This window comes from Streptomyces sp. NPDC029044, from assembly GCF_040637495.1.
In the GTDB taxonomy this organism is placed as follows: domain Bacteria; phylum Actinomycetota; class Actinomycetes; order Streptomycetales; family Streptomycetaceae; genus Streptomyces.
Window position 1 is genome coordinate 126,298 of sequence record NZ_JBEZWN010000001.1, and the last position, 24,493, is coordinate 150,790.

Below are 24,493 nucleotides of genomic sequence, written 5' to 3' on the forward strand. Positions count from 1 at the left end.
GTGTTCAGGGCAGGGGTGATCGGCCCGACGACGTGAGCGGATACGTCAGGTTGGGGCTTGGCTAAGGGGGACTACTCGGAGGGCACGCCGAGGGCGGGGAGGACCACGGCGTCGATGTACGAGAGGAGGAACCGCTGGGTCGGAGGCCGGTCGTCGATCAGCGTGCGCGTCGCGAACGCGCCGATGAGCATGTGGACGACGTAGTCCAGCGCCGGGCAGTCGGCGCGGACCTCGCCTCTGTCGACGGCCCGCTGCACCACCCGGTGGAACTCCTCCATCTCCGGCTCCACGAGGAGTTCCTTGAACGCCTGGAGGAGGTCGGGGTTGGCGTGCACCGCCATGAACAGGCCCCGCATCAGCGCGGCGTTCTGCTGCATGGTGCAGTCGTCCTCACGGGAGGTGAGGGCGTGCAGGTCGCCCCGCAGGGAGCCGGTGTCGATGTCGGCGATGTTGCCCGGCTTGTTGTGCCGGATCGCCTTCGCCACCAGCTCCGGCTTACCGCCCCACTGGCGGTAGAGGGTGGCCTTGCTGGACCGGGTGCGCGCGGCGACGGCGTCCATGGTGAGGGCGTCGTAGCCGACTTCGCGGAGCAGGTCGAGCACGGCCGTGTAGAGCTCGGCCTCACGCTCGGGGGTGATCCGACTGCGACGCGCGGCGGCGACCTCAGTCATCTCGCTCACCTTCCTGACTCCGAACGACACGGTTTCGTACGTCACGAAGGTAGCGCACCGCTCATGAAAACGAAACCGTTTCGTACGTGTGCTGGGTCACGGGCTGGCTTTTGCCTTGAGTTGCCCCGGTCCGTCCCCCGGCAAAGCATGAGGACGTGACCTATCTGCGTCTGCCGCACCTCCATGACGACCTGCTGTGCTTCGTGGCCGAGGACGACCTCTGGCTCGCCCCGCTCGACGCACCCGGCCGGGCCTGGCGGATCACCGTCGACCGCACCAAGCTGGGCCACCCCCGCTTCTCGCCCGACGGCCGCCGGCTCGCGTACACGAGCTGGCGCAGCCTGGTGCCCGAGGTCCACGTCGTCCCGGTGGACGGCGGCCCGGGCCGCCAGGTGAGCCACTGGGGCAGCGCCGACACCCGCGTCTGCGGCTGGACCCCCGAGGGCGAGATCCTGGCCGTGGCCTCGCACGGCGAGCCCTTCTCCTTCTTCACCTGGGCCTACAAGATCTCCCCCGCGGGCGACCCGGGCCGCAAACTGCCCTGGGGGCCGGTCGCCGACATCCAGGTCGCCGACGTGGCCGGCGAGCGCAGGTCCCTGCTGCTCACCGGCACCCCGCCGCACGAACCGGCCTCCTGGAAGCGCTACCGCGGCGGCGCCACGGGCCGGCTCTGGCTGCACGGCGAACGACTGCTCGAAGGCCTCGGCGGCCATCTGCACTCCCCCATGTTCGTCGGCGGCCGCATCGCGTTCCTCTCCGACCACGAGGGCGTCGGCAACCTCTACTCCATCGCCCACGACGGCTCGGACCTGCGCCGGCACACCGACCACGACGCCTTCTACGCCCGGCACGCCGCCAGCGACGGCACCCGGGTGGTGTACCAGTGCGCGGGCGACCTGTGGATCGTCGACGACCTCTCCCCGGACTCCGAACCGCGCCGGCTGGACGTACGCCTCAGCGGGCCGCGGGCGGGGCGGCGCCCCTACCAGGTGGCGGCGTCCCGGCACGTCGACGGGCTCTCCGTCGACGAGACCGGGCGGGCCAGTGCCGTCGTCGTGCGAGGCAGCCTGTACTGGCTGACGCACCGGGACGGCCCCGCCCGCACCCTCACCGACACCCCCGGCGTCCGGGTGCGGCTGCCCGAGATGCTCGGCGCGAGCGGACGCGTGGCGTACGTGACCGGCGCGGAGGGCGAGGACGCGATCGAGATCGCCTCCCTGCCCCGGGCGAGCGGCGAGCGGGCACCCCGGCGTCACGCCCCGGGCGCGCTGGGCCGGGTGCGCGAACTGGTCTGCGACCCCGAGGGCGAGCGGCTGGCGGTCGCCTCGCACGACGGCCGGCTCCTCCTCGTCGACGTCACGGAGGACTCCGACGGGGAGGTCACCGAGCTGATCCGGTCGATCAACGGACCCGTCCGCGACCTCGCGTTCTCCCCGGACGGGGCCTGGCTGACGTGGTCCCACCCGGGCATCGGGCGGACCCTGCGGCAGATCAAGATGGCCCGGCTCGCCGACCGGCTGATCGTCGACGTCACCAACGGCCGCTTCGAGGACGAGAACCCGGTCTTCACCCGCGACGGCCGCTACCTCGCCTTCCTGTCCTGGCGCGGCTTCGACCCCGTCTACGACGTGCACACCGGCGACCTGTCCTTCCCGCTGGGCTGCCGCCCGTACCTCGTTCCGCTGTCCTCCGCGACGCCCTCCCCGTTCGCGGTGAACCCCGAGGGCCGCCCGGCCGCCGGGGGCCTGGACCCGGTGGAGGACGACGACAACGGCGACAACGGGGCTGTCACCGTCGAGGCCGAGGGCCTGGAGAGCCGCGTCACCCCGTTCCCGGTGGCCGCCTCCAAGTACTCCGCGCTGCACCCGGTGGCCGGCGGCGGGCTGGTCTGGCTGCGCTGGCCGATCTCGGGCGCCCTCGGCGAGACGTTCGCCAACCCCGACGACACCACCGGCCGGCCGACCCTGGAGCACTTCGGCATCACCAAGGCCAGGAAGACCGAACTCGCCCAGCACCTGGACTGGTTCGCCGTCAGCGGCGACGGCAGCCGGCTGGTGATCGTCGACGAGGGCGAGCTGCGCGCGGTCCCGGCGGGCGAGCAGAGCGACAGCGACTCCACCGTGTGGATCGACGCGCGCCGCATCCTGCACACGGCCGACCCGGCGGCGGAGTGGCGGCAGTCGTACGAGGAGGCGGGGCGGCTGATCCGGGCCCACTTCTGGGATCCGGGCATGTGCGGCATCGACTGGGACGCGGTGCTCGACCAGTACCGCCCGCTGGTCGAACGGGTCGCCTCCCCCGACGAGTTCGCCGACCTGCTCCGCGAGGTCCTCGGCGAACTGGGCACGTCCCACGCCTACGTCACCGCCGCCCGGCGCAACGAGGGCCCGCCCCACTACCAGCGCCGGCAGGGCCTGCTGGGCGCCAACTTCGTCCGCAGGAACGGCGGCTGGGCCGTGAAGCGGATCCTGCCCGGGGACTCCTCCGACTCCAAGGCCCGCTCCCCGCTGGCCGGTTCGGGCATCCGGGAGGGTGCGGTCCTCACCCACGTGGACGGCCGCCCGGTGGATCCGGACGCGGGCCCCTACCCGCTGCTGGCCGGCGCGGGCGGCACGACGGTGGAGCTGACCTTCGACCCCGCGGAGGGCACGGGCCCCTCCCGGCGGGTCGCCGTCGTCCCGCTCGTCGACGAGCGGCCGCTGCGCTACCAGGACTGGGTGGCCAAACGCCGGGCGGTGGTGCGCGAGTTGAGCGGAGGCCGCTGCGGCTATCTGCACATCCCCGACATGGGCGGCTCGGGCTGGGCGCAGTTCAACCGCGACCTGCGCATGGAGGTGTCCCGCCCGGCCCTGATCGTGGACGTGCGCGGCAACGCCGGCGGTCACATCAGCGAGCTGGTCATCGAGACGCTGAGCCGGACCATCCTCGGCTGGGACCTGACCCGCGACGCCCAGCCGGTGTCCTACACCTCGAACGCTCCGCGCGGCCCGGTGGTGGCCCTGGCCGACGAGGCGACCTCCTCCGACGGCGACATGATCACCGCCGCGTTCAGGCTGCTGAAGCTCGGCCCGGTCGTGGGGCAGCGCACCTGGGGCGGGGTGGTCGGCATGACCGGCCGGCACGAACTGGGCGACGGCACGGTGATCACGGTGCCGATGAACGCGGCCTGGTTCGACGCCTACGGCTGGTCGGTGGAGAACAAGGGCGTCTCCCCCGACATCGACGTCCTGCGCACCCCGCTGGACTGGGCCGAAGGGCGGCACGCCCAGCTGACCGACGCGGTGGAACTGGCGCTCGGACTGCTGGAGAGCAACCCACCCGCGACACCGCCGACCTACAGCGACGTACCGGACCGCTCCCGCCCGAAGCTGCCGCCCAGGACGTGAGGCCCGGGCCCGGACACGGGAAAGGGGCGCCCCGCACGGGGACGCCCCAGTCCGCTCAGCACGCAACGTCAGGCGTCGAAGTCCTGGTCGAAGCGGTCCTCCTGCTCGCGCTCACGGTCGCGGTGCGGCTCCGTGCGCTCACGGTCGCGCTGCGGCTGCGAGGGGTCCATGTCCTCGTCGCGCCGGCGGTTGCGGCCCGGCACCTGCTCACGAGCCTGCTCCGCCTTCTGGCGAGCCTGGTTCTGCCACTGCTCGGACTTCTCCTGGAACTGGTCCTTCATACCCATGTGGGTTCACTCCCGTTGGGGGTGAGGGGATCTGGCTCGATCAGATTCACACGGGCCGTGACGCTGCGCATGTCGATCACTCACGGAGCGTAGTGCGCTGCTGTTCATCGGCCGCGCCACCGGCCCCGACCAGGCCCGTGCGCATGCCCGTCAGCCGGTCCGCGAACCGCCGCATCTCGCGCTGGCCCACCGTCCCGATGACCCCGGGCAGGTACCCGCGCACGCCCTGCATCCCGCGCAGCCACCACTGCCCGTACACATGGCTCGACCGGCGCTCGATGCCCTCCACGAGCCGGTCCACGGCCGGCCCCAGCGGGTAGGTCTTGTTCGACGGCCAGGGCAGCCGCTGCCTCAACTCCCGCATCACATCGTCCTGGTCGGCCCCGCGCACCATGTCGGTGTCGGTCCACGACAGGTACCCGACGCCCACCCTCACACCCCGGTGCCCGACCTCGGCCCGCAGGCTGTGCGCGTACGCCTCCACACCGGACTTGGACGCGCAGTACGCGCTCATCATCGGCGCCGGGGTGATCGCGGCGAGGGACGCGATCTGGAGCAGATACCCCCGGCTCTCCAGCAGCGACGGCAGGAAGGCCCGGCCGGTCACCGCCGAACCGATCAGGTTGACCTCGATCACCCGCCGCCAGGACTCCGGGTCGGAATCGACGAAGGGCCCGCCGGTGGCGACACCGGCGTTGGCGACGACGATGTCGACCCGCCCGAAGCGCTCCTCGACCTCGCTCGCGACCCGGGCCATCGCCTCGTGGTCGGTGACGTCGGCGTGCCAGTGGTCGCTGTCGCCGTGCAGCCGACCGGAGACCTGCTTGAGCGCGTCCGGCTCCAGGCCGACCAGCGCCACCTTCACCCCGCGCGCGGAGAGCTTGCGGGCCAGCAACTCCCCGACCCCGCGCGCCGCCCCGGTCACCACGGCGACCTTGCCTTCCAGGCTCACCCTGCTCATGCGCTCTCCTCGGATACGACCTGGATGTGTGTGCGGACCAGCTCCCGGATGGTGCCGGTGACCAGCTCGGGCGCCTCGACGGGCGTCATGTGGCCGACACCGGGCAGCTCGACGATGCCGGTGCAGTGCGGCAGCGCGGCGGCCAGGGCCCGTGCCTGCACCGGCGGCGTGAGCCGGTCCGCGGTCCCGACGATCACGGCCGTGGGCACGTCCAGTGCGCGCACGCCGTGGTCGAGGTCCAGCAGATCCAGCACCTGCGACCAGGAGTGACGGACCTTGCGGGGGCAGGCGTGCACGATCCGGGCACACGCCTCGATCATGTCCGGGGCCGAACCGGGGCCCATCGTCCCGTACTTGAGAATGCGGCGAGCCAGCGGCGTGACCGGCCCGAGCGGGGCCCGGGAGCCCAGGATCCGCCGGGTCAGCCAGGTCCGTACCCGCCCGGCCCTCATCGGCACGACGGTGGAGGCCGCGACCAGCTGCGAACTGCCCGTGCTGCACAGCAGGACGGCGGCAGCGTGCGCCCGGAACGGGGCTCTCCCGGAGGCCGCCATGACGGTCATCCCGCCCATGGAGTGCCCGGCGACCACGGCCTGCTCGCCGGGCGCGAGGGTGGCTTCGAGGACCGCTTCCAGATCGTCGGCCAGCGCGTCCGCGCTGCACACGGGGCTCGCGGGGCTGCGCCCGTGGCCCCGCTGGTCGTAGGCGATGACCCGGTGGTCGGCGGCGAGATCACGGATCTGCGCGGCCCAGAAGGCGGTGGAGCAGGTCCAGCCGTGGGCCAGGACGACGGCAGGAGCGCTCTCGGGCCCGTGGACCTCGACGTGCAGCCGGGCGCCGTCGGCGGAGACGGCCGTCAGTTCACGCGCCGGAGCGGGCGGGGCGTAGGGGCCGGAATCGACGTGCAGGAGGCGGCTCACGCTTCCACCCCGGCCTTCTCCTGCGCGGTGCCCTTCCTCGCCGCGGGAGCCCGCAGGACGTCGTACTCCGCGAGGTCGACGCGCCGTGTGGCCCGCCGGAACTCGCCGGTCGTACCGGGCCAGATGGTGGTGTTGCGGCCGCTCGCGTCGAGGTACCAGCTGGTGCAGCCGCCGGTATTCCACACGGTGCGCCGCATGCGCTCCTGCACCCGGTGGTTCCAGGAACGCACCGCGTCCGGACGGGCATCGAGGGCCACCCGGCCGCCGAGCACGTCGAGTTGACGGACATAGTCGGCCAGGTAGTTCAGCTGCGACTCGATCATCAGGATCATCGAGGAGTTCCCGAGGCCGGTGTTGGGCCCGATGATCGTCATCCAGTTGGGGAAGCCGGCCGCGGAGGCGCCGCGCAGGGCCTCCATGCCGCCCTTCCAGGTCTCGGCGAGGGTCCGCCCGTCGGCGCCCACGACCCGCTCGGCGATGGGCATGTCGGTGACGTGGAAGCCGGTGCCGAAGACGATCGCGTCCACCTCGGCCTCGCTGCCGTCGGCGGCGACCAGGGTGGACCCGCGGACCTCGGCGAGCCCGCTGGCCACCACGTCCACGTTGGGCTGCGCGAGGGCGGGGTAGTAGTCGCTGGACAGCAGGATCCGCTTGCAGCCGATGCGGTAGTCCGGGGTCAGTTTCGCCCGCAGCGCCGGGTCCTTGACGGAACGGGCCATGTTGCGCCGCGCCAGCTCCTCGACGAGGCCGAGCTGCTTGGGATGCTTGGTGAACGCCTGCACCTGCAACTCCCGGATCCCCCACAGCAGTCCGCGCCGGAGCTGCGAGGTGAAGGGCAGCTGCCGGTGCAGCCACCGCTCGGCGCCGCTGATGTTCCGGTCGACGCGGGGCATGACCCAGGGCGGCGTGCGCTGGAACAGGGTCAGCCGCGAGACCTCCGGCTGGATGGCCGGCACGATCTGGGCGGCCGAGGCCCCGGTCCCCACCATGGCGACGCGCTTGCCGCGCAGATCGCAGTCGTGGTCCCAGCGGGCCGAGTGGAAGACCTCACCCGGGAAGGAGTCAAGACCCGGGATGTCCGGGATCTTCGGGTCCGACAGCGGCCCGGTCGCCGACACGACCAGGTCCGCCGACAGGCTCCCGCTGCTGGTCTCGATGTCCCAGCACAGCCGTTCGGCGTTCCAGCTCATCCGCTTCACCTCCGAGTCGAAGCGGATGTGCGGACGCAGCCGGAACACGTCCGTCACGTGCTCCAGATAGGCGCGGATGTGCTCCTGGCCCGAGAAGGCGCGCGGCCAGTCGGGGTTGGGCGCGAAGGAGAACGAGTAGAGATGGGACGGCACGTCGCACCGGCACCCTGGGTAGCTGTTGTCCCGCCAGGTGCCGCCGACACTGCTCGCCCGCTCCAGGACGACGAAGTCGGTGACGCCCTCGCGACGCAGCCGCACGGCGGCCCCCAGCCCGCCGAACCCGGACCCGACCACCGCGACCCGCACATGCTCGTGTTCGCGCTCGCCCATGCCGACACCTCCACACACCACGAGAACCATGCCAGTGAACACTGGCGCAATGGGAGCGTAGGGCAGCGGCGTACTGATGGGTAGGGGGCGGGGCGAGGAAAGTTACCCCTGGTACGCCTTAAAGTGCCCAGGTGGCCGAGAAGCGTGAATACCGCATGGAAGAGCTGGCCCGCCTCGCCGGGATCACGGTGCGCACCCTGCGCTTCTACCGCGAACGCAAACTGATCCCGCCACCCCGCCGCGAGGGCCGCATCGCCTGGTACGACGACCAGCACCTGGCCCGGCTGCGCACGATCACGGCCCTGCTGGAGCGCGGCCACACCCTCAGCGGCATCGCGGAACTGGCGGAGGCCTTCGACCACGGCCGCGACGTCGGCGACCTGCTCGGCGTCGGCGGCCCCACCGAGGAGGAACCGGTCCACCTCACCCCCGAGGAACTCGCCGACCACTTCGCCGGCGAAGCCACCCCGGAGAACCTCGCCGCCGCGATGGAACTCGGCTACCTCGGCACCGACGGCGGGGAGATCGTCCACGTCAGCCGACGCCTCCTGGACGTCTCCTCCGCCCTGGTCCACGAGGGCATCCCCCTCGCGGAGGTCCTCGCCGCGGCCCAGCAGGTCCGCACCCACGCCGACGCCCTCGCCGACCTCTTCACCACCCTGGTCCTCCGCCACGCCTCCCCGGAAGACCTGCCCCGCCTGCGCCCCCTGGCCCGCAGCGTGGTGGAGGCGGAACTGTCACTGGCGCTGGACCGCAGGATGCGGAAGCCCTAACGGTCGTAGACGACGGTCACCGGGGCGTGGTCCGACCACCGCTCCGCATGCGTGGCCGCCCGCTCCACGAACCCCTTGACCGCCCGCTCGGCGAGCCCCGGGGTGGCCACGTGGTAGTCGATCCTCCAACCGCTGTCGTTATCGAAAGCCCGCCCCCGGTACGACCACCACGAGTACGGCCCCTCCGTGTCCGGATGGAGCGCGCGGACGACGTCGACGTAGCCGCCGTCCTCGGCAGTGAGGACCCGGGTCAGCCACTCCCGCTCCTCCGGCAGGAACCCGGAGTTCTTCTGGTTGCCGCGCCAGTTCTTGAGGTCGGCCTGCTCGTGGGCGATGTTCCAGTCGCCGCAGACGAGCACCTCGCGCCCCTCGGCGGCGGCACGCTCCCGCAGTCCCTTCAGGTAGGCGAGGAACTCGCCCATGAAGCGTTCCTTCTCGTCCTGCCGCTCGGTGCCGACCTCGCCGGAGGGCAGGTAGAGGGACGCGACGGTGACCCCCGGCAGGTCGATCTCCACGTACCGCCCGCTGCCGTCGAACTCCTGCGAGCCGAACCCGACCCGGACCCGGTCGGGCTCGCGGCGGCTGTACAGGGACACCCCGGCCCGCCCCTTGGCGGCGGCCGGCGCGTGCACGACATGCCACCCCTCCGGCGCTCGCACGGACCCGGGCAGCTGCTCCGGCTCGGCGCGCACCTCCTGGAGGCACAGCACATCGGCTTCGGTCTCCGCGAGCCACTCCACGAAGCCCTTCCTCGCGGCGGCACGCAGCCCGTTCACATTCACAGAGGTCACAGTGAGCACCCCGGCACGATACCGGCACCCTGGACGGGGTCCAGTTCCGGATCGAATACGGTAGCGGCCATGCACATACGCCGGGTCTCCTTCGACCACCCCGACGCCATGAAGCTGAACGACCAGGTGCAGGCCGAGTACGCGGTCCGCTACGGCGACGACGGCGATGCCACGCCCATGGCCGCCGCGGACTTCGAACCGCCCCACGGCACGTATCTGATCGCGTACGACGAGCACGGCACGCCCGTCGCCTCGGGCGGCTGGCGCGCGCAGGACACCAACGACGAGGGCAACCTCGACGGCGACGCCGAGCTCAAGCGCATGTACGTGGTCGACGGCATGCGCGGCCTGGGTCTGGCCCGGCGCATCCTGGCCGCCCTGGAGGAGGACGCCCGCGCGGCCGGCCGCGTCCGCATGGTCCTGGAGACCGGTACCAAGCAGCCGGAGGCCATCGCCCTGTACACGTCCAGCGGTTATGAGCCGTGCGCCAAGTTCGGCTACTACCGCCTGTACGAGTCGAGCCGCTGCTTCGCGAAGCGGCTCGGAGCCGCCGACTGACGGGATCTCAGGAACCGCCTCGGTCGGTGCTCTTGTCCCGCGCCGCGCGCTGCTGCCACCACTCGGTGACCGAGCCGGTCTCACCGCGCCGGTGCGGCGGCACCAGCGCCTTCGGCCAGTTGAACCAGGCGATCGCCAGGTGCAGCGCCATCCAAGGGATCGAGCCCAGGATGAAGATCGCGCCGATATGCACGAGTGCGAGCCCGGCACCGCCCTTGGCAGCATCAATGGCTGCGACGCCGCCCGTGAGGCAGAGCGCCGACGCGGCGAGGGCGACGATGCCGCGCTCGTGCCCGCTCACGACCGACGGGTTCCACGAGTACCCGAGCATGACGTCGGGCGCCCGGTCGGAGCCCGTCCAGTGCAGCCACGCCGCCCGGACGAGGAGCAGGTCCGTCCCGCCCGCGAGGACGACGGCGACGGCGTCGGGAATGAGGTGTGCCACGGCACCTCCGCGGTGAGCGCATCGGCTGGACGCCCCAGTGTCCGCGGTGAGATCGCGCGGGAGTTCCACGGCCGGGCCAAGCTTGGGCAACGTTGTGGCGCTGAACACACGTCAGAGCCCCGGTCGGTTTCCCGACCGGGGCTCTGAGCTGCGTGGACCTGAGGGGATTTGAACCCCTGGCCCCCTCGATGCGAACGAGGTGCGCTACCGGACTGCGCCACAGGCCCTTGCAACGAGTGAAACTTTAGCACCCCGATCGGCCTGCTTGGAAATCCGTTCCTCAGGGGCGGTCACCTGCGGCTTCGCGGCCTACTCGTTGGCGGCCCGGGGACGCTCGCCGTCCTCGTACTGGTCGAAGAGCGGGGTGCGGCCGCGCTCGCGGGCCCGTCGGGCGGAGGCCGCCCGGCGGGCGTCGGTGCGTCCGTCACCGTCGTCGTCACCCGTGTCCTGGGCGGGGGGCTGTGGCTCGCCCGCGTGGTCCGCGGCGGCGGACTCGCTCCGCGCGTTCGGGGTGACCGCGCTCGACCGGGCCGCGCTCCAGGTGTCGGGGGCGCCGAGATCCACGTCACTGGTGGCCCGCGGGGCGACCGGGGCGGTCACGTACGTCGGCAGGGGCACCGGCACCGGCTCCCAGCTGTCGCCGCCCTGCCCGGGTCGCCGCTGCCGCTCGCGCTGCTGATCGACCCACTCGGCGTGGTCGGTCTGTTCGACGAGGGCGCGCCGGTCGGCCGCGAGGGCCGACAGGCCGGGGTCGGTCGCCGGCTCGGGTCCCTCCTCCGGTTCGTCGCGCTCCTCGTCGGCGAGGGTGCGCCGGCGGGGCTGGCGCTGCCGTTCCCGCAGGCGCTGCGCCGCGGCCTCGGCCATGCGGCGGTCCATCTGGTAGGCGAAGCGGCGGCGCTCCTGGGAGCGCAGGTACGCGATGTAGACGCTGAGCATGACCGCGGGCACGCCGGGTGCCCACAGGAAGGCGAGCCCTCCGACCGCGGCGACGATGGCGCCGAGGGTGAAGGCGAGGAACAGCATGGTGGTGGTGCGCCGGCGGCGCGCGAGCACCTTTGAGCGCCGGGCTCGTGCCGCGGCCGCCTGGTTCGCCTGCGCCGAGGCGTTGCGCCGGGCGGCGGGGACCCGCTCCCGGGGGCGTCCGGGTGTCGCCGCGTGCGGTGCGGGCGACTGACGGGCGGGGGGTTCGGGGGCCGCCGGGCGGGCCGGCTGCTCGGGGCCGGGCGAGGGTACGGGTGCCTGGGTCTGGGGACGGGTCTTGGACACGGCGAAGGCCCGGACGTCCACCGAGTCGGTGACGGCGTCCAGGTCGCCGGCGTCCTGCTCCCCCTCGTCGGTGGAGCGCGCCCGCAGGTCCTTGGCGTACCGGCGCTCCATCCCCGCCCGTCCGGACAGCAGCCGGATGGCGGTGCTGAAGCGTTCCGTCGGACGGGCCTCGTTCAGCTCGTCCTGCCTACGGAGCCACATCGGCACCAAGTAGGCGGCCCAGGCCCCGACAATGACTGCGTAGATGAGGCCGCTGCTGCTCACGCCTCACACCGTAGAGGGGTTTGCGTGAGGCCATCTGCCAATTGAGCCGGTGTGTCGCACGATCTGGCTGATATTTCGAACTTTTCTTGTGACTGATGCGATCAGCAGACCGCCCAGGCCGGGAATTCATTGCCCTGAGATGGTCACCGGTCGATCAATTTCGAACACTTATTCAATTTCCGGGGTGGTGCCGCATTCCCGGATTACTCTGCGATCGTGCCCGCTGCCAGCGCCTCAGCAGCCCCTCCGGCACCTCCTCCGCGGTGAGGGCGAAGACGAGATGGTCGCGCCAGGCCCCGTCGATGTGGAGATAACGCGGCCGCAGCCCCTCCTCGCGGAATCCGAGTTTCTCCACCACCCGGCGGCTGGGCCCGTTCTCGGGGCGAATGCAGACCTCGATGCGGTGCAGTCCGACGGTGCGGAAACAGTGGTCGGTGACGAGCGCGACCGCCGTCGGCATCACGCCGCGGCCCGCCACCGACTCGTCCACCCAGTAACCGACGTGGCCCGAGCACATCGAGCCCCAGGTGATCCCGGCGACCGTCAACTGCCCGACCAGCCGCCCCTGGTACTCGATGACGAAGGGCAGCATCCGGCCCGCGTTCGCCTCCGACCGCAGGTGGCGGACCATCTGGCGGAAGGTCGGGCGGTGCGTCATCGGCCCGCCGGGTGTGGGCGGCGGGATCGTCGCCTCCCAGGGGCGCAGCCAGTCGCGGTTGCGCCGGTTGACCTCGCGCCATGCCCGCTGGTCGCGCAGCTTTATCGGCCGAAGGACGATGTCGCCGTCCACCAGCTCCACGGGCCAGGATGGGCTGCTCAGCTCGCACCCCCGCCGGCGGGTCTGGGGTGGTCGCCGCCCCGGAGCTGCTCGACGGCGTGGACGAGCAGCGGCTCCAGGACGGCGAGTCCGTCCTTCACGCCGCCGCTGGAGCCGGGCAGGTTGACGATCAGGGTGCCACCCGCCACTCCGGCCAGGCCCCGGGAGAGCGCCGCGGTCGGCACCTTCTCCCGGCCGTACGCCCGGATGGCCTCGGCGATGCCCGGCACCTCGTGGTCGATGACGCGGCGGGTCGCTTCGGGGGTGCGGTCGGTGGGCGAGATGCCCGTGCCGCCGGTGGTGACGATGACGTCGTAGCCGGCGTCGACACCGGCGCGCAGGGCGGCCTCGACCGGGTCGCCGTCGGGGACGACCTGGGGGCCGTCGACCGCGAAGCCGAAGCGCTTCAGGCCGTCGGAGACCATCGGGCCGCCCTTGTCCTCGTAGATCCCGGCGGCGGCCCGGTTGGAGGCCGTGACGACGAGAGCGGCGTACGGCTGAGGCAGTGCACCGCCGATCGAAGCGTCCAGTGTCATGCCCGGCTCCAGTCGCCCGACTTGCCGCCCGTCTTCTCCTCCACCCGTACGTCCGTGATGACCGCTCCCTTGTCGACCGCCTTGACCATGTCGATCACGGTGAGCGCGGCGACGGAGACCGCGGTGAGGGCCTCCATCTCCACACCCGTGCGGTCCGTCGTCTTCACCGTGGCCAGGATCTCCACCGCGTCGTCCGCGACCGACAGGTCCAGTTTCACACCGGACACCGACAACGGGTGACAGAGCGGGATCAGATCGGGGGTGCGTTTGGCGCCCATGATCCCGGCGATCCGCGCGGTCGCGAGGGCGTCGCCCTTGGGGACGCCCTCACCGCGCAGCAGCTCGATCACGCGGGGCGAGACGAGGACACGTCCGCTGGCGCGGGCGGTGCGCGCGGTCACGTCCTTCTGGGACACGTCGACCATGCGGGCGGCGCCCGCAGCGTCGATGTGCGTCAGCCGGTCCTGGGTGGGGCCGTCCTGCGGGGGTGGGTCCTGCGTGCTCATGCTGTGTGGCGCTCCCGGTCCGGGCCCGTCGCGGTGCGGCGCACGGGCCTGTTGTGCGCGACACGGTACCCCCAACCAGCGCCTATCGGCCGAGCAGGACCACCTCGACCTCGGTGCCCGGCTCGACGGAGACGGTGTCCTCGGGGACGGCGATCAGGGCGTCCGCGTGGGCGAGGGCGGCGACCAGGTGGGATCCGGCGCCGCCGACCGGGGTGACCTTGCCGTCGGCGTAGGTGGCGCGCAGGAACTGGCGGCGGCCCTTCGGGGAGGTCAGGGCCTTGTCCGCGGCGAGGGTCGCCCGGGTCGTAGGGCGGTGAACGTCCTGGAGGCCCATCAGGGTGCGGATCGCGGGGCGGACGAAGAGTTCGAAGGAGACGTACGACGACACCGGGTTGCCGGGCAGGGCCAGCAGCGGGGTGTGGTCGGGGCCGATGGAGCCGAAGCCCTGGGGTTTGCCGGGCTGCATGGCGAGCTTGCGGAAGTCGATGCCGCTGCCGGCCTCGTCCTCGTCGCCGACGTGGGACAGGGCTTCCTTGACCACGTCGTACGCGCCGACGCTCACCCCGCCCGTGGTGACCATCAGGTCGGCGCGGACCAGCTGGTCCTCGATGGTGGAGCGCAGGGTCTCGGCGTCGTCTGCGACGGCGCCCACGCGGTAGGCGATGGCGCCGGCGTCGCGGGCGGCGGCGGTGAGGGCGAAGCTGTTGGAGTCGTAGATCTGACCGGTGCCCAGTTCCGTGTCCGGCTGGACGAGTTCGCTGCCGGTGGAGAGCACCACCACGCGCGGGCGCGGGCGGACCCGGACGGTGCCGCGGCCGATCGCGGCGAGCAGGGAGATCTGGGGCGGGCCGAGGACGGTGCCGGCCTCCAGGGCGCGGTCGCCGGCCTTCACGTCGCTGCCCTTGGCGCGCACGTGCGCGCGTGCCTCGGCCGGGCGGTAGACGTGCACGTGGCCGGTGGCGCCCTCGGGGCCGAGGCTACGGGCGCGCATGCCGCGCACCGGGCCCTCGCCGAGCCCGCCGTCGGTCCACTCGACGGGCACGACCGTCTCGGCGCCGGGCGGCAGCGGGGCGCCGGTCATGATGCGGGCGGCCTGGCCGGGGCCCACGTGGAGCAGGTCGGCCTGGCCCGCGGCGACGTCCCCGACGACCTCCAGGGCCGCCGGGAACTCCTCGGTCGCGCCCGCGACGTCCGCGACCCGTACCGCGTAGCCGTCCATCGAGCTGTTGTCGAAGGGCGGCAGGGACACCGGCACCGTGATGTCCTCGACGAGGACGCAGCCCTGGGCGTCGAGCAGGTGCAGCTCGATGGGTTCCAGGGGCCGGACGGTGGCGAGGATGTCCTCCAGGTGCTCGTCCACCGACCACAGGTGGTCGGGGCCGGCGTGGTCCTGGCCGGTGACGTGGGGCGCGGCGCTGCTCAACGGGCTACATCTCCTCGGCTACGTAACTGCGAAGCCAGGTCCGGAAGTCCGGGCCCAGGTCTTCACGTTCGCATGCGAGTCGGACAATGGCACGCAGGTAGTCGCCGCGGTCGCCGGTGTCATAGCGGCGGCCCTTGAAGACGACGCCGTGTACCGGGCCGCCGATCTTCTCGTCCTCGGCGAGCTGCTGGAGGGCGTCGGTGAGCTGGATCTCGCCGCCGCGGCCCGGCTCGGTCCGGCGCAGTATCTCGAAGATGTGCGGGTCGAGGACGTAGCGGCCGATGATGGCGTAGTTGGACGGGGCGTCGGCCGGGTCGGGCTTCTCGACCAGGCCGCTGATCCGGACGACGTCGCTGTCCTCGGTGGTCTCCACGGCCGCGCAGCCGTAGAGGTGGATCTGCTCCGGGGCGACCTCCATGAGCGCGATGACGCTGCCGCCGCGCTGCTCCTGGACCTCGACCATGCGCTGGAGCAGCGGGTCGCGGGGGTCGATCAGGTCGTCGCCGAGGAGGACGGCGAAGGGCTCGTCGCCGACGTGCGGGGCGGCGCACAGGACGGCGTGGCCGAGGCCCTTGGGGTCGCCCTGGCGGACGTAGTGCATGGTCGCGAGGTCGCTGGACTCCTGCACCTTGGCGAGACGGCCGGCGTCGCCCTTCTTCTGGAGGGCCGACTCCAGCTCGTAGTTGCGGTCGAAGTGGTCCTCAAGGGGGCGCTTGTTGCGGCCCGTCACCATGAGGACGTCGTCGAGACCCGCGGCGACGGCCTCCTCGACCACGTACTGGATCGCGGGCTTGTCCACGACCGGCAGCATCTCCTTGGGAGTGGCTTTGGTGGCCGGCAGGAACCGGGTGCCGAGGCCTGCTGCGGGAATGACAGCCTTGCTGATCCGAGGGTGCAACTGAGTCATGTCGGCCACCCTATCCGGTGCCTTTGCATGGAATCTGCGGCTCCGGTTCATAGGCGCTCATATGAGCGTATTGCGACGGTACGGGAGCAACCATTGAGGCCTATCGCACGTCCGGGCGAGCCTGACAAGCGGAGTTTGCGGCGCGAGATCCTCGCGGTGAGGAACAGGTTGACGCCGGATGACCTGCGGGAAACGTCGGCCGCACTGGCCGGGCGGGCGCTGGAGCTGCCCGAGTTGGCGCAGGCAGGGACGGTGGCCGCATACGTCTCGGTGGGGAGCGAACCCGGGACGCTCGCGCTCCTGGACACGCTGCGCGCCCGGGGCGTGCGCGTGCTGCTGCCGACGCTGCTGCCCGACAACGACCTGGACTGGGGCGTGTACGAGGGCGAGGGTTCCCTGGCGCGCGTGCAACACGGCGGCCGGATGGCCCTCTTCGAACCCGCGGGCGAGCGCCTCGGGCCCGACGCCGTGACCGCCGCCGGCGCCGTGCTGCTGCCCGGCCTCGCGGTGGACGCGCGCGGGATGCGGCTCGGCCGGGGCGGTGGCTCGTACGACCGGGTCCTGGCGCGGCTGGAGCGGGCGGGGGCGCATCCCGCGCTGGTGGTGCTGCTGTACGACTCCGAGGTCGTCGGGCGGGTCCCCGCCGAGCCGCACGACCGGCCGGTGGACGCGGTGGTGACACCGTCGGGAGTACGACGGTTCCGGCCGGCGTCCTGACGCCGAAAGGGCCCTCACGCGTGCGCGCGGAGGGCCCTTCGTTCACCGGCTCACGGTCTGAGCACCAGCTTGTCGGCCGTGCTCTTCTCGACCGCCTGGTCCGAGAAGGACCACGGCAGCAGTTCGCCGTCGGCCCACTTCTCGGTCTGGTCGACGTAGTGGGAGTTGTAGGCGTGCCCGGAGGCGCCGGTGAGGTTGATCCACTTCGACTTGTCGAGGTCGCCGAGGTTCACCACCATCCGCATGGACGGCACCCACACCACTCCGTAGCCGCCGGCCGCGTTCCAGCCGGTCGCGTTGACCGTGGCCTCGCCGCCGCCGAGCTCCCAGGGGCCGCGGTTGAGGGCGTACTGGATGAAACCGGGGCCCGCGGTGCCGAGGGTCTGGTTCTTCAGGAACAGGCGGTGCAGCCGGCCCCAGCTCCAGGTGTCGATGTCCTTGCCGAGCTTGGCGGTCAGCTCCCAGCGGGCGTCGATCATGGCCCGCTTGAACAGCTGGTCGCGGTCGACGGCGCCCGGGCGGCTGTTGCTCACCTTGGGCGTCTTCCACCAGTCGCTCTTCGGCTGGCTCATGAGCCCCCGGACCACCTCGAACCAGCGGTCGCCGCCGTCCGGCTGCGCCCGGTCGGGGTCGCGCTGGCCGCACTCGCGGACCTTCTCGGCCTCGTCGGCGGGACCGGTGGTGTTGACCGGCTCGACCCACAGGCACTGGCCCTTGGGGCGCAGCTCCTTGGGCAGCTTGTTGCCGAAGGCGAGCTTGAGGATGTTGCGCCACACCGCGTTGAAGTAGGCAGCCGCCGCGGAGTCGGCGTCCTGGGTGTAGTCCCAGCCTTCCAGGAGCTTCTGCGCCTCGCGGACGTCCTTGTTCCCGGGGTCGATCTTCAGCAGCGTGGGCACCAGGAGCCGGGCGATCTCGCTGCTGTTGTCCAGCTGCATCTGGCGCATGTCGTCCGTGGAGATCTTGCCGCCGTCCTTGATCTTCGACTGGATCAGGTCGGTGATCCGCTGGCTCCGCGCGCCGTAGCCCCAGTCCGCGGTGAGCGTGTACGGGTACTTGTCCGGGTCGATCACGGCCTGGTTGGCGGTGACGATGTAGCCGCGCTCCGGGTCGTACTCGTGGGGCAGCGCGTCCTGCGGGATGTAGCCGGTCCAGCGGTACTTGGGGTCCCAGCCCGGCGCCGGGACGGAGCCGTCGTCGCCCTTCTCGCGCAGCGGGATCCTCCCCGGCAGCGTGTAGCCGATGTGGTTCTCGGTGTCGGCGTAGATCAGGTTCTGCGAGGGCACCTCGAACTGCGCGGCGGCCTTGCGGAAGTCGGTCCAGTTCTTCGCCTTGTTCATGGCGAAGACGGCGTCCATGGTGGTGCCGGGCTGAAGGGCGGTCCAGCGCAGCGCGACGCCGTAGCCGTCGCCCCTGTCGGGTGCGGCGGTGTCGACGGTGGCCTTCCTGCCGACCTTGACGAGCTCCTCGTCGCGGTCGGACAGCAGGGGCCCGTTGTTGGTCTCGCGGACGACGATCTTCTTCGGCGAGCCGCCGGCGACCTTGATGGTCTCCTCGCGGGTCTCGAAGGGCTTGACCTTGCCGTCGTACAGGTAGCCGTTGCCGGTGATCTTCTCCAGGTAGAGGTCCGTGACGTCGACGCCGGAGTTGGTCATGCCCCAGGAGATGTTCTGGTTGTGGCCGATTATGACGCCCGGCATGCCGGCGAAGGTGTAGCCGCTGACGTCGTACTGGCAGGCGCTGGAGACGCTGCGGCAGTGCAGGCCCATCTGGTACCAGACCGACGGCAGGGAGGGCGACAGGTGCGGGTCGTTGGCCAGCAGCGGCTTGCCGGTGATGGTGTGCTCCCCGCCGACGACCCAGGAGTTGGAGCCGATGCCGTCGCCGTTCACGCCGACGGCCGGCGGGAGGTCGTCCAGGACATTGGTGAGGCCGCCGAGCTGACTGTCCAGGCCCGCGGTGCCCGAGGCGCCGGAGGCGGTGCCGCTCGCGCCGGAGGCGCCCGAGGCGGTGCCCTGGGTGCCCGCCGTTCCGGCGGAGGCCCCCGCGGTGCCACCGGTGCCGTTCACGCCGGACGTACCGCTCGTGCCGGATGCGCCGGCATCGCCACCCTGCTCGAACGCCTCCGTCAGCTCGTTGTACTGGCCCTCCTGGACGATCGCCTTGTTCCGGCTGTACGGGTACTGCGGGTACAGGTCGGCGATCTGCTTCGGGCCGAGGCGGCTGGTGAGCAGGGCGCGGTCGATCTCGTCCTGCATGTTGCCGCGCAGGTCCCAGGCCATCGCCTTCAGCCAGGAGATCGAGTCGACCGGGGTCCACTTCTGCGGCTTGTAGTCGTTGGTGAAGCCCAGCGCCGCGTACTCCAGGGAGATGTCCTCGCCGTCCTTGCCCTGGAGGTAGGAGTTGACTCCCTCGGCGTAGGCCTGGAGGTACTTCTTCGTGGTGGCCGACAGCTTGGTGTCGTACTCCTGCTTGGCGACCCGGTCCCAGCCGAGGGTGCGCAGGAACTCGTCGTTGTCGACCTGGCTCTTGCCGAACATCTCCGACAGCCGCCCGGCGGCCATGTGGCGGCGGACGTCCATCTCGTAGAACCGGTCCTGCGCCTGGACGTAGCCCTGCGCCATGAACAGGTCCGCGTCGGAGGAGGCGTAGATCTGCGGGATGCCGTAGTCGTCGCGCTTGACCTCGACGGGGCCCGACAGGCCCTTCAGCGTGAGGGTGCCCTTGGTCTGCGGGAAGGAGGCCCGGACGGTACTGATGGACCAGTACGACCCGTAGGCCACGCCCCCGATGAGGGCCAGCACCAGGACGAGCACGATAAGTCGGGCTTTGCGCCCCTTTCTCCTGCCGGACTTGCCGGGCTGCTGACCCGTGGAGGCGGTGGTGTTGGGGGGCATCGCTGTCCTTGCTGTCCTAACGCGAGCGGCAGGTTCGGCTGTGCTTTTAACTGAGCGCTGGAGCAACGATAGGCGCAGGGCCTTGCGCCCCTTGACGCGGAGTCGGGAACCGGCACGGACGGACGTTCGATCTTGCCCCAAGAAGTGTCAAGAAATCGTCAAGAGTTAGGTAAGGTAACGAAGTAGTTGGCGCGGTGCGCCACAGCTTCATGTGCGATGTACGTGAGCCCACGCGCGCGTGCGTGCGGGCCAGGGAAGGAATCGGCCGCTGACTGTTCACCACCTCAACCAGCTCCTGCTCGTCTGCTCGCTCGTCCTGCTCATCGCCGTCGCAGCGGTACGGATCTCCTCGCGCAGCGGGCTCCCCAGCCTGCTCGTCTACCTGGGGATCGGCGTCGCCATGGGCCAGGACGGCGTGGGCGACATCCACTTCGACAACGCCGAACTGACTCAGGTCATCGGGTACGCGGCCCTGGTCGTGATCCTGGCCGAGGGTGGCCTGGGCACGAAGTGGAAGGAGATCAAGCCGGCCCTGCCGGCTGCCACGGCACTGGCGTTGGCCGGTGTCGCGGTGAGCGTCGGGGTCACGGCGTCGGCAGCGCACTACCTGATCGGCCTGGAGTGGCGGCAGGCCCTCATCATCGGGGCGGTCGTCTCCTCGACCGACGCGGCGGCCGTGTTCTCCGTGCTGCGCAAGATCCCGCTGCCCGCGCGCGTGACGGGCACGCTGGAGGCGGAGTCCGGCTTCAACGACGCCCCGGTGGTCATCCTCGTGGTGTCCCTGTCCACGGCCGGGCCCGTCGAGCACTGGTACACGCTGCTGGGCGTGATCCTGCTGGAGCTGGCGATCGGCGCGGCCATCGGACTCGCGGTGGGCTGGCTGGGCGCCTGGGGGCTCAGGCACGTGGCGCTGCCCGCCTCCGGCCTCTACCCGATCGCCGTCATGGCGATCGCCGTGGTGGCCTACGCGGCCGGCGCGCTCGCCCACGGGAGCGGCTTCCTCGCGGTGTACCTCGCCGCGATGGTGATGGGCAACGCGCGGCTGCCGCACTGGCCGGCCACCCGCGGGTTCGCCGACGGGCTCGGCTGGATGGCCCAGATCGGCATGTTCGTCCTGCTCGGCCTGCTGGTCACCCCGCACGAGCTGGGCGACGACATCGTGCCCGCGCTGGTCATCGGGCTGGTGCTGACCATGGTGGCGCGACCGCTGAGCGTGGTGCTCTGCCTGTCGCCGTTCCGGGTGCCGTGGCAGGAGCAGGCCCTGATGTCCTGGGCGGGGCTGCGCGGAGCCGTGCCCATCATCCTGGCGACCATCCCCATGGTCCAGGGTGTCGACGCCAGCCGCCGGATCTTCAACATCGTCTTCGTGCTGGTCGTCGTCTACACCCTGGTCCAGGGCCCGACACTGCCGTGGCTCGGCCGCAAGCTGCGCCTGGGGGACGGCTCGGAGGCCGCCGACCTCGGCATCGAGTCCGCCCCGCTGGAGCGGCTGCGCGGCCATCTGCTGTCCGTGGCGATCCCCGGCGAATCGAAGATGCACGGCGTGGAGGTGGCCGAGCTGCGGCTGCCGCACGGCGCGGCCGTGACGCTCATCGTGCGCGGAGGCGAATCGTTCGTCCCGCTGCCGACAACGATATTGCAGCGCGGGGACGAGCTCCTGGTGGTCGCCACGGACCCCGTCCGGGACGCGACCGAGAGCCGGCTGCGGGCCGTGGGGCACGGCGGCAAGCTGGCCGGCTGGCTGGGCACGGACGGGGCGGACCGCTGAGGGCGTTTTGCCCGATTTGAGATTTGTAGGGCGCGCAGGGCCATGGTGCTCACTTTCACAGGAGCACAGCACCTTGATCCCTGTACGATGAAGGCGTTACCCAGATCGAACCAACTCTGCCTGACGCAGAGCTGGCGCGACCGTATGGCGGTCGGGACACCCCTCCTCACCGGGCCCCGGCATCTACCGCAGTTCCGCGCAAGAGGACAGCTCTCGGCGCCGCCCGCTACGGGGCCGCGCTACCAGGCGGCAGAAAGGCACGGGCCGTGGCGTCCACGGTCACCTCGAAGACGTCGGAGAACCCGTCGGCTTCCGCCCGCCCGGGATACGGCCGGCTGCTGCGCACCCGCGGCGCCTGGACGTTCCTGCTCCCCGGCTTCGCGGCACGCCAGCCGTTCGCGATGCTGACCATCTCCATCGTGCTGCTGGTGCAGCACACCACCGGCTCGTACGGAGCGGCGGGCGCCGCCGCGGCCGTCACCGGTGTGTCCATGGCCCTGTTCGCGCCCTACAGCGGCCGTCTCGCCGACCGCTACGGACAGCGCGCCGTGCTGGTCCCCGGAGTGCTGCTGCATGCGGTGTCCGGTCTGACGCTGACCGCGCTCGCGCTGCTGGACGCGCCCCTGTGGGCGGTGTTCGCGGCGGCCGTCCCGACCGGCGCCTCGGTGCCGCAGGTCGGCCCGATGGTGCGGGCCCGCTGGGGCGTGAAGCTCAAGGACTCGCCGCTGATGACCACCGCCGCGGCCTTCGAGTCCGTGACGGACGAACTGACCTTCGTGGTCGGACCGCTGCTGGCCACCGCCCTGTGCACCGCCGTCGACCCGGCCGCCGGACTCGTCACGGAAGCCTCGCTGACCCTGATCGGAGGCCTGCTGTTCGCCGCGCAGAAGAGCACGCAGCCCTCGGTCGCCACCGGCGGGCACGCGCGCGTGGAGCACGCTTCGGCGCTGCGCGTCCCCGGGGTGCGCGTGCTGATCGTGACCTTCCTGGGCATCGGCACCGTCTTCGGCGGCATGCAGGTCTCCCTGGCCGCGTTCACCGAGTCGATCGGCGAACCGGGCCTGAACGGCGTCCTCTACGGCGTCTTCGCCGCGGGCAACATGCTCTCCGGAGTGGTCTGCGGCGCGATCGCCTGGAAGGCGGCCCCGCAGCGGCGCCTGGTCATCGGCTACGCGGCGCTCGCCCTGGCCGCTTCCGGCCTGTGGGCCGCCCACTCGGTGCCGGTCCTCGCCGGCCTCGGTCTGCTGGTCGGCATGTGCATCGCGCCCGCCCTGATCACCGGCTACACCCTGGTCGACAGCCTGGTCCCGGCCGGTGCCCGCACCGAGGCCTTCACCTGGCTGACCGGGGCAGTCGCGCTCGGCCAGGCCGCCGCCGTCACGGTCGCCGGACAACTGGAGGACCGCCTCTGGTCGGGCGCCGGTTTCCTGGTGCCGATGGGCGGCACGGTGCTGGCCCTGGCGACCCTCCTGGCGCTGCGCTCCCGGCTGGCGGCGCGGGCCGGCGGCCGGACCGTCGCACGTGGCGTGGGTCACCGCGTGCCGGTGGCAGTGGACTGAGCGGCCGGAATACGTCACTATGGATCGTCGTTAGCACTCATCGAGTGAGAGTGCCAGGAGGAAGACAGTGCCCACCTACCAGTACCAGTGCACCGCGTGCGGCGAGGGCCTTGAGGCGGTGCAGAAGTTCACCGACGACGCCCTGACCGAGTGCCCCAGCTGCCAGGGCCGCCTGAAGAAGGTGTTCTCGGCGGTCGGCATTGTCTTCAAGGGTTCCGGCTTCTACCGGAACGACAGCCGCGGCTCCTCGTCGAGCAGCTCCCCGGCGGCGAAGTCGTCGACGTCCTCGGGTTCGTCGTCCTCCGACTCCGGCTCGTCGAGCTCCGCTGCGAGCTCGTCGTCGAGCACCGGCAGCTCCTCCTCCAGCAGCAGCACCACCGCCGCGTAAGGCCTGATTCTTACGGGACCCTGTCGCCTCCGGGCGACGGGGTCCTCGGCGTTTCCGCATGCGGTTAAGGTGCGGGCATGGCGAACAAGGCGAACGTGGCGGACCAGGAAGGCGCCGGGATCGGCGTCATCGGCGGCTCGGGGTTCTACTCCTTCCTCGACGACGTGACCGAGATCCAGGTCGACACCCCGTACGGGCCGCCCAGCGACTCCCTCTTCCTCGGTGACGTCGCCGGCCGGCGGGTCGCCTTCCTGCCGCGGCACGGACGCGGTCACCACCTGCCGCCGCACCGGATCAACTACCGGGCCAACCTGTGGGCGCTGCGCTCGGTCGGCGTGCGCCAGGTCCTGGCCCCGTGCGCCGTGGGCGGGCTGCGCCCCGAGTACGGTCCGGGCACCCTGCTGGTGCCGGACCAGCTGGTGGACCGCACGAAATCCCGTGCCAACAGCTACTTCGACGGGCTGCCGCTGCCCGACGGCTCCGTGCCGAACGTGGTGCACGTGTCGCTGGCCGACCCCTACTGCCCCGCGGGGCGGGCCGTCGCCCTGAAGGCGGCGCGCGGCCGGGACTGGGAGCCGGTGGACGGCGGCACGCTCGTCGTGGTCGAGGGGCCGCGCTTCTCGACCCGTGCGGAATCGCTGTGGCACCAGGCTCAGGGCTGGTCGGTGGTGGGCATGACCGGCCATCCCGAGGCGGCGCTCGCCCGGGAGCTGGAGCTCTGCTACACGTCGCTGACCCTCGTCACCGACCTCGACGCGGGCGCCGAGACGGGTGAGGGCGTCTCGCACGACGAGGTGCTGCGGGTGTTCGCGGCGAATGTGGACCGGCTGCGGGGGGTGCTGTTCGACGCCGTGGCCGGGCTGCCCGCGGAAGGTGAGCGGGACTGTCTGTGTGTGAGTGCGCTGGGTGGGATGGATCCAGGGTTCGCACTGCCGTAGGCGTTCGGCCGGGGACGCCTGAGGGGGCGGAAGTCACCGTTCGGGTGAGGGAGTTGTCCACAGGCCGGCGGTGGGTCCACAGGCCTGAGCGGGCGGTGGCGCGAGGCCTCATCGTGGTGGGCGCAAGCCGGTCCCTCGTCGCAGGTGGTGGTCTCCGTGTCCCTCGCTCGTTCCTCGGTCGTGCCCTCGTCCCCTTCC

The 24,493-nt window shown here is 71.6% G+C and carries 22 protein-coding genes and 1 tRNA gene; 8 read left to right on the forward strand and 15 right to left on the reverse strand.

What is annotated here, in order from left to right; genetic code table 11:
* Nucleotides 1-71: 71 nt before the first annotated feature.
* Nucleotides 72-671, reverse strand: a complete 600-nt coding sequence (locus AB0E85_RS00580) for a TetR/AcrR family transcriptional regulator (RefSeq protein ID WP_361920995.1) — start codon at nucleotides 669-671, stop codon at nucleotides 72-74.
* 155 nt (nucleotides 672-826) lie between these two features.
* Between AB0E85_RS00580 and AB0E85_RS00585 the strand changes: the two genes are divergently transcribed.
* On the forward strand, nucleotides 827-4,057 hold the full coding sequence (locus tag AB0E85_RS00585) for a S41 family peptidase (RefSeq protein WP_361920997.1): 3,231 nt from the start codon (nucleotides 827-829) through the stop codon (nucleotides 4,055-4,057).
* A gap of 68 nt (nucleotides 4,058-4,125) precedes the next feature.
* On the opposite strand, the gene AB0E85_RS00590 is transcribed toward AB0E85_RS00585, so the two are convergent.
* From AB0E85_RS00590 to AB0E85_RS00605, 4 genes are all read right to left on the reverse strand, one after another.
* Entirely contained in the window at nucleotides 4,126-4,344 is a 219-nt protein-coding gene (locus AB0E85_RS00590; protein ID WP_161369811.1) for a hypothetical protein, read from the reverse strand.
* 76 nt (nucleotides 4,345-4,420) lie between these two features.
* The gene (locus AB0E85_RS00595) at nucleotides 4,421-5,305 is read right to left on the reverse strand and encodes an SDR family oxidoreductase (RefSeq protein WP_361920999.1); all 885 of its coding nucleotides are present in this window, start codon (nucleotides 5,303-5,305) and stop codon (nucleotides 4,421-4,423) included.
* Nucleotides 5,302-6,225, reverse strand: coding sequence for an alpha/beta hydrolase (locus AB0E85_RS00600; protein ID WP_361921001.1), 924 nt, complete (start codon nucleotides 6,223-6,225; stop codon nucleotides 5,302-5,304). The genes AB0E85_RS00595 and AB0E85_RS00600 overlap by 4 nt, the downstream gene beginning before the upstream one ends.
* A complete protein-coding gene (locus AB0E85_RS00605; protein ID WP_361921002.1) occupies nucleotides 6,222-7,745 on the reverse strand; it encodes an NAD(P)/FAD-dependent oxidoreductase in 1,524 nt (507 codons plus the stop codon). The genes AB0E85_RS00600 and AB0E85_RS00605 overlap by 4 nt, the downstream gene beginning before the upstream one ends.
* Nucleotides 7,746-7,900: 155 nt before the next feature.
* On the opposite strand from AB0E85_RS00605, the gene AB0E85_RS00610 reads away from it, so the two are divergent.
* Nucleotides 7,901-8,518 carry a MerR family transcriptional regulator gene (locus AB0E85_RS00610; protein ID WP_355834765.1) on the forward strand — a complete coding sequence of 206 codons (618 nt, stop codon included), beginning with the start codon at nucleotides 7,901-7,903 and terminating at the stop codon, nucleotides 8,516-8,518.
* On the opposite strand, the gene AB0E85_RS00615 is transcribed toward AB0E85_RS00610, so the two are convergent.
* Nucleotides 8,515-9,318, reverse strand: coding sequence for an exodeoxyribonuclease III (locus AB0E85_RS00615; RefSeq protein WP_361921004.1), 804 nt, complete (start codon nucleotides 9,316-9,318; stop codon nucleotides 8,515-8,517). The genes AB0E85_RS00610 and AB0E85_RS00615 overlap by 4 nt on opposite strands.
* Nucleotides 9,319-9,378: 60 nt before the next feature.
* Between AB0E85_RS00615 and AB0E85_RS00620 the strand changes: the two genes are divergently transcribed.
* Nucleotides 9,379-9,867: a GNAT family N-acetyltransferase gene (locus AB0E85_RS00620; protein WP_361921006.1), complete on the forward strand. Its 489-nt coding sequence runs from the start codon at nucleotides 9,379-9,381 to the stop codon at nucleotides 9,865-9,867.
* A gap of 7 nt (nucleotides 9,868-9,874) precedes the next feature.
* Here AB0E85_RS00620 and AB0E85_RS00625 read toward each other — a convergent pair whose 3' ends face one another.
* The 8 genes from AB0E85_RS00625 to galU all read right to left on the reverse strand — a co-directional run bounded on the left by AB0E85_RS00625 (nucleotide 9,875) and on the right by galU (nucleotide 16,031).
* Nucleotides 9,875-10,312, reverse strand: a complete 438-nt coding sequence (locus AB0E85_RS00625) for a hypothetical protein (RefSeq protein WP_361921008.1) — start codon at nucleotides 10,310-10,312, stop codon at nucleotides 9,875-9,877.
* Nucleotides 10,313-10,465: 153 nt separating this feature from the next.
* A tRNA-Ala gene (locus tag AB0E85_RS00630) sits at nucleotides 10,466-10,539 on the reverse strand.
* Nucleotides 10,540-10,621: 82 nt separating this feature from the next.
* Complete coding sequence (gene glpR, locus AB0E85_RS00635; RefSeq protein WP_361921010.1) at nucleotides 10,622-11,842, reverse strand: gephyrin-like molybdotransferase receptor GlpR; 1,221 nt, start codon at nucleotides 11,840-11,842, stop codon at nucleotides 10,622-10,624.
* 172 nt (nucleotides 11,843-12,014) lie between these two features.
* Entirely contained in the window at nucleotides 12,015-12,632 is a 618-nt protein-coding gene (locus tag AB0E85_RS00640) for a GNAT family protein (protein ID WP_361921434.1), read from the reverse strand.
* Between the two features lie 26 nt (nucleotides 12,633-12,658).
* Nucleotides 12,659-13,195: a MogA/MoaB family molybdenum cofactor biosynthesis protein gene (locus AB0E85_RS00645; RefSeq protein ID WP_361921012.1), complete on the reverse strand. Its 537-nt coding sequence runs from the start codon at nucleotides 13,193-13,195 to the stop codon at nucleotides 12,659-12,661.
* On the reverse strand, nucleotides 13,192-13,701 hold the full coding sequence (gene moaC, locus AB0E85_RS00650) for a cyclic pyranopterin monophosphate synthase MoaC (RefSeq protein ID WP_062927360.1): 510 nt from the start codon (nucleotides 13,699-13,701) through the stop codon (nucleotides 13,192-13,194). The genes AB0E85_RS00645 and moaC overlap by 4 nt, the downstream gene beginning before the upstream one ends.
* Before the next feature lie 82 nt (nucleotides 13,702-13,783).
* Nucleotides 13,784-15,124 carry a gephyrin-like molybdotransferase Glp gene (glp, locus tag AB0E85_RS00655; RefSeq protein ID WP_361921015.1) on the reverse strand — a complete coding sequence of 447 codons (1,341 nt, stop codon included), beginning with the start codon at nucleotides 15,122-15,124 and terminating at the stop codon, nucleotides 13,784-13,786.
* A 4-nt stretch (nucleotides 15,125-15,128) separates the two neighbouring features.
* Entirely contained in the window at nucleotides 15,129-16,031 is a 903-nt protein-coding gene (galU, locus tag AB0E85_RS00660) for a UTP--glucose-1-phosphate uridylyltransferase GalU (protein ID WP_361921017.1), read from the reverse strand.
* Between the two features lie 93 nt (nucleotides 16,032-16,124).
* On the opposite strand from galU, the gene AB0E85_RS00665 reads away from it, so the two are divergent.
* Nucleotides 16,125-16,748 (forward strand): 5-formyltetrahydrofolate cyclo-ligase, encoded by a 624-nt coding sequence (locus tag AB0E85_RS00665; RefSeq protein WP_361921019.1) that lies wholly within the window; start codon nucleotides 16,125-16,127, stop codon nucleotides 16,746-16,748.
* A gap of 50 nt (nucleotides 16,749-16,798) precedes the next feature.
* Here the strand turns inward: AB0E85_RS00665 and AB0E85_RS00670 are convergent, their stop codons facing one another.
* Nucleotides 16,799-19,642 (reverse strand): penicillin acylase family protein, encoded by a 2,844-nt coding sequence (locus AB0E85_RS00670; RefSeq protein WP_361921021.1) that lies wholly within the window; start codon nucleotides 19,640-19,642, stop codon nucleotides 16,799-16,801.
* Nucleotides 19,643-19,880: 238 nt separating this feature from the next.
* Between AB0E85_RS00670 and AB0E85_RS00675 the strand changes: the two genes are divergently transcribed.
* The 4 genes from AB0E85_RS00675 (at nucleotide 19,881) to AB0E85_RS00690 (ending at nucleotide 24,295) form a co-directional block, all read left to right on the forward strand.
* The gene (locus AB0E85_RS00675; protein ID WP_361921023.1) at nucleotides 19,881-21,410 is read left to right on the forward strand and encodes a potassium/proton antiporter; all 1,530 of its coding nucleotides are present in this window, start codon (nucleotides 19,881-19,883) and stop codon (nucleotides 21,408-21,410) included.
* A 266-nt stretch (nucleotides 21,411-21,676) separates the two neighbouring features.
* Nucleotides 21,677-22,969, forward strand: a complete 1,293-nt coding sequence (locus tag AB0E85_RS00680) for an MFS transporter (protein WP_361921025.1) — start codon at nucleotides 21,677-21,679, stop codon at nucleotides 22,967-22,969.
* A 67-nt stretch (nucleotides 22,970-23,036) separates the two neighbouring features.
* The gene (locus AB0E85_RS00685; protein ID WP_361921027.1) at nucleotides 23,037-23,357 is read left to right on the forward strand and encodes an FmdB family zinc ribbon protein; all 321 of its coding nucleotides are present in this window, start codon (nucleotides 23,037-23,039) and stop codon (nucleotides 23,355-23,357) included.
* Nucleotides 23,358-23,434: 77 nt separating this feature from the next.
* Nucleotides 23,435-24,295 carry an S-methyl-5'-thioadenosine phosphorylase gene (locus AB0E85_RS00690; protein ID WP_361921029.1) on the forward strand — a complete coding sequence of 287 codons (861 nt, stop codon included), beginning with the start codon at nucleotides 23,435-23,437 and terminating at the stop codon, nucleotides 24,293-24,295.
* Nucleotides 24,296-24,493 lie beyond the last annotated feature (198 nt).

Excerpts from the sequence above, each read along its gene's own strand:
- AB0E85_RS00580 (WP_361920995.1), bottom strand. The coding sequence starts at position 671 with ATGACTGAGGTCGCCGCCGCGCGTCGCAGTCGGATCACCCCCGAGCGT.
- AB0E85_RS00590 (WP_161369811.1), bottom strand. The coding sequence starts at position 4,344 with ATGGGTATGAAGGACCAGTTCCAGGAGAAGTCCGAGCAGTGGCAGAAC.
- AB0E85_RS00595 (WP_361920999.1), bottom strand. The coding sequence starts at position 5,305 with ATGAGCAGGGTGAGCCTGGAAGGCAAGGTCGCCGTGGTGACCGGGGCG.
- AB0E85_RS00605 (WP_361921002.1), bottom strand. The coding sequence starts at position 7,745 with ATGGGCGAGCGCGAACACGAGCATGTGCGGGTCGCGGTGGTCGGGTCC.
- AB0E85_RS00610 (WP_355834765.1), top strand. The coding sequence starts at position 7,901 with ATGGAAGAGCTGGCCCGCCTCGCCGGGATCACGGTGCGCACCCTGCGC.
- AB0E85_RS00620 (WP_361921006.1), top strand. The coding sequence starts at position 9,379 with ATGCACATACGCCGGGTCTCCTTCGACCACCCCGACGCCATGAAGCTG.
- AB0E85_RS00645 (WP_361921012.1), bottom strand. The coding sequence starts at position 13,195 with ATGACACTGGACGCTTCGATCGGCGGTGCACTGCCTCAGCCGTACGCC.
- moaC (WP_062927360.1), bottom strand. The coding sequence starts at position 13,701 with ATGAGCACGCAGGACCCACCCCCGCAGGACGGCCCCACCCAGGACCGG.
- galU (WP_361921017.1), bottom strand. The coding sequence starts at position 16,031 with ATGACTCAGTTGCACCCTCGGATCAGCAAGGCTGTCATTCCCGCAGCA.
- AB0E85_RS00670 (WP_361921021.1), bottom strand. The coding sequence starts at position 19,642 with ATGCCCCCCAACACCACCGCCTCCACGGGTCAGCAGCCCGGCAAGTCC.
- AB0E85_RS00690 (WP_361921029.1), top strand. The coding sequence starts at position 23,435 with ATGGCGAACAAGGCGAACGTGGCGGACCAGGAAGGCGCCGGGATCGGC.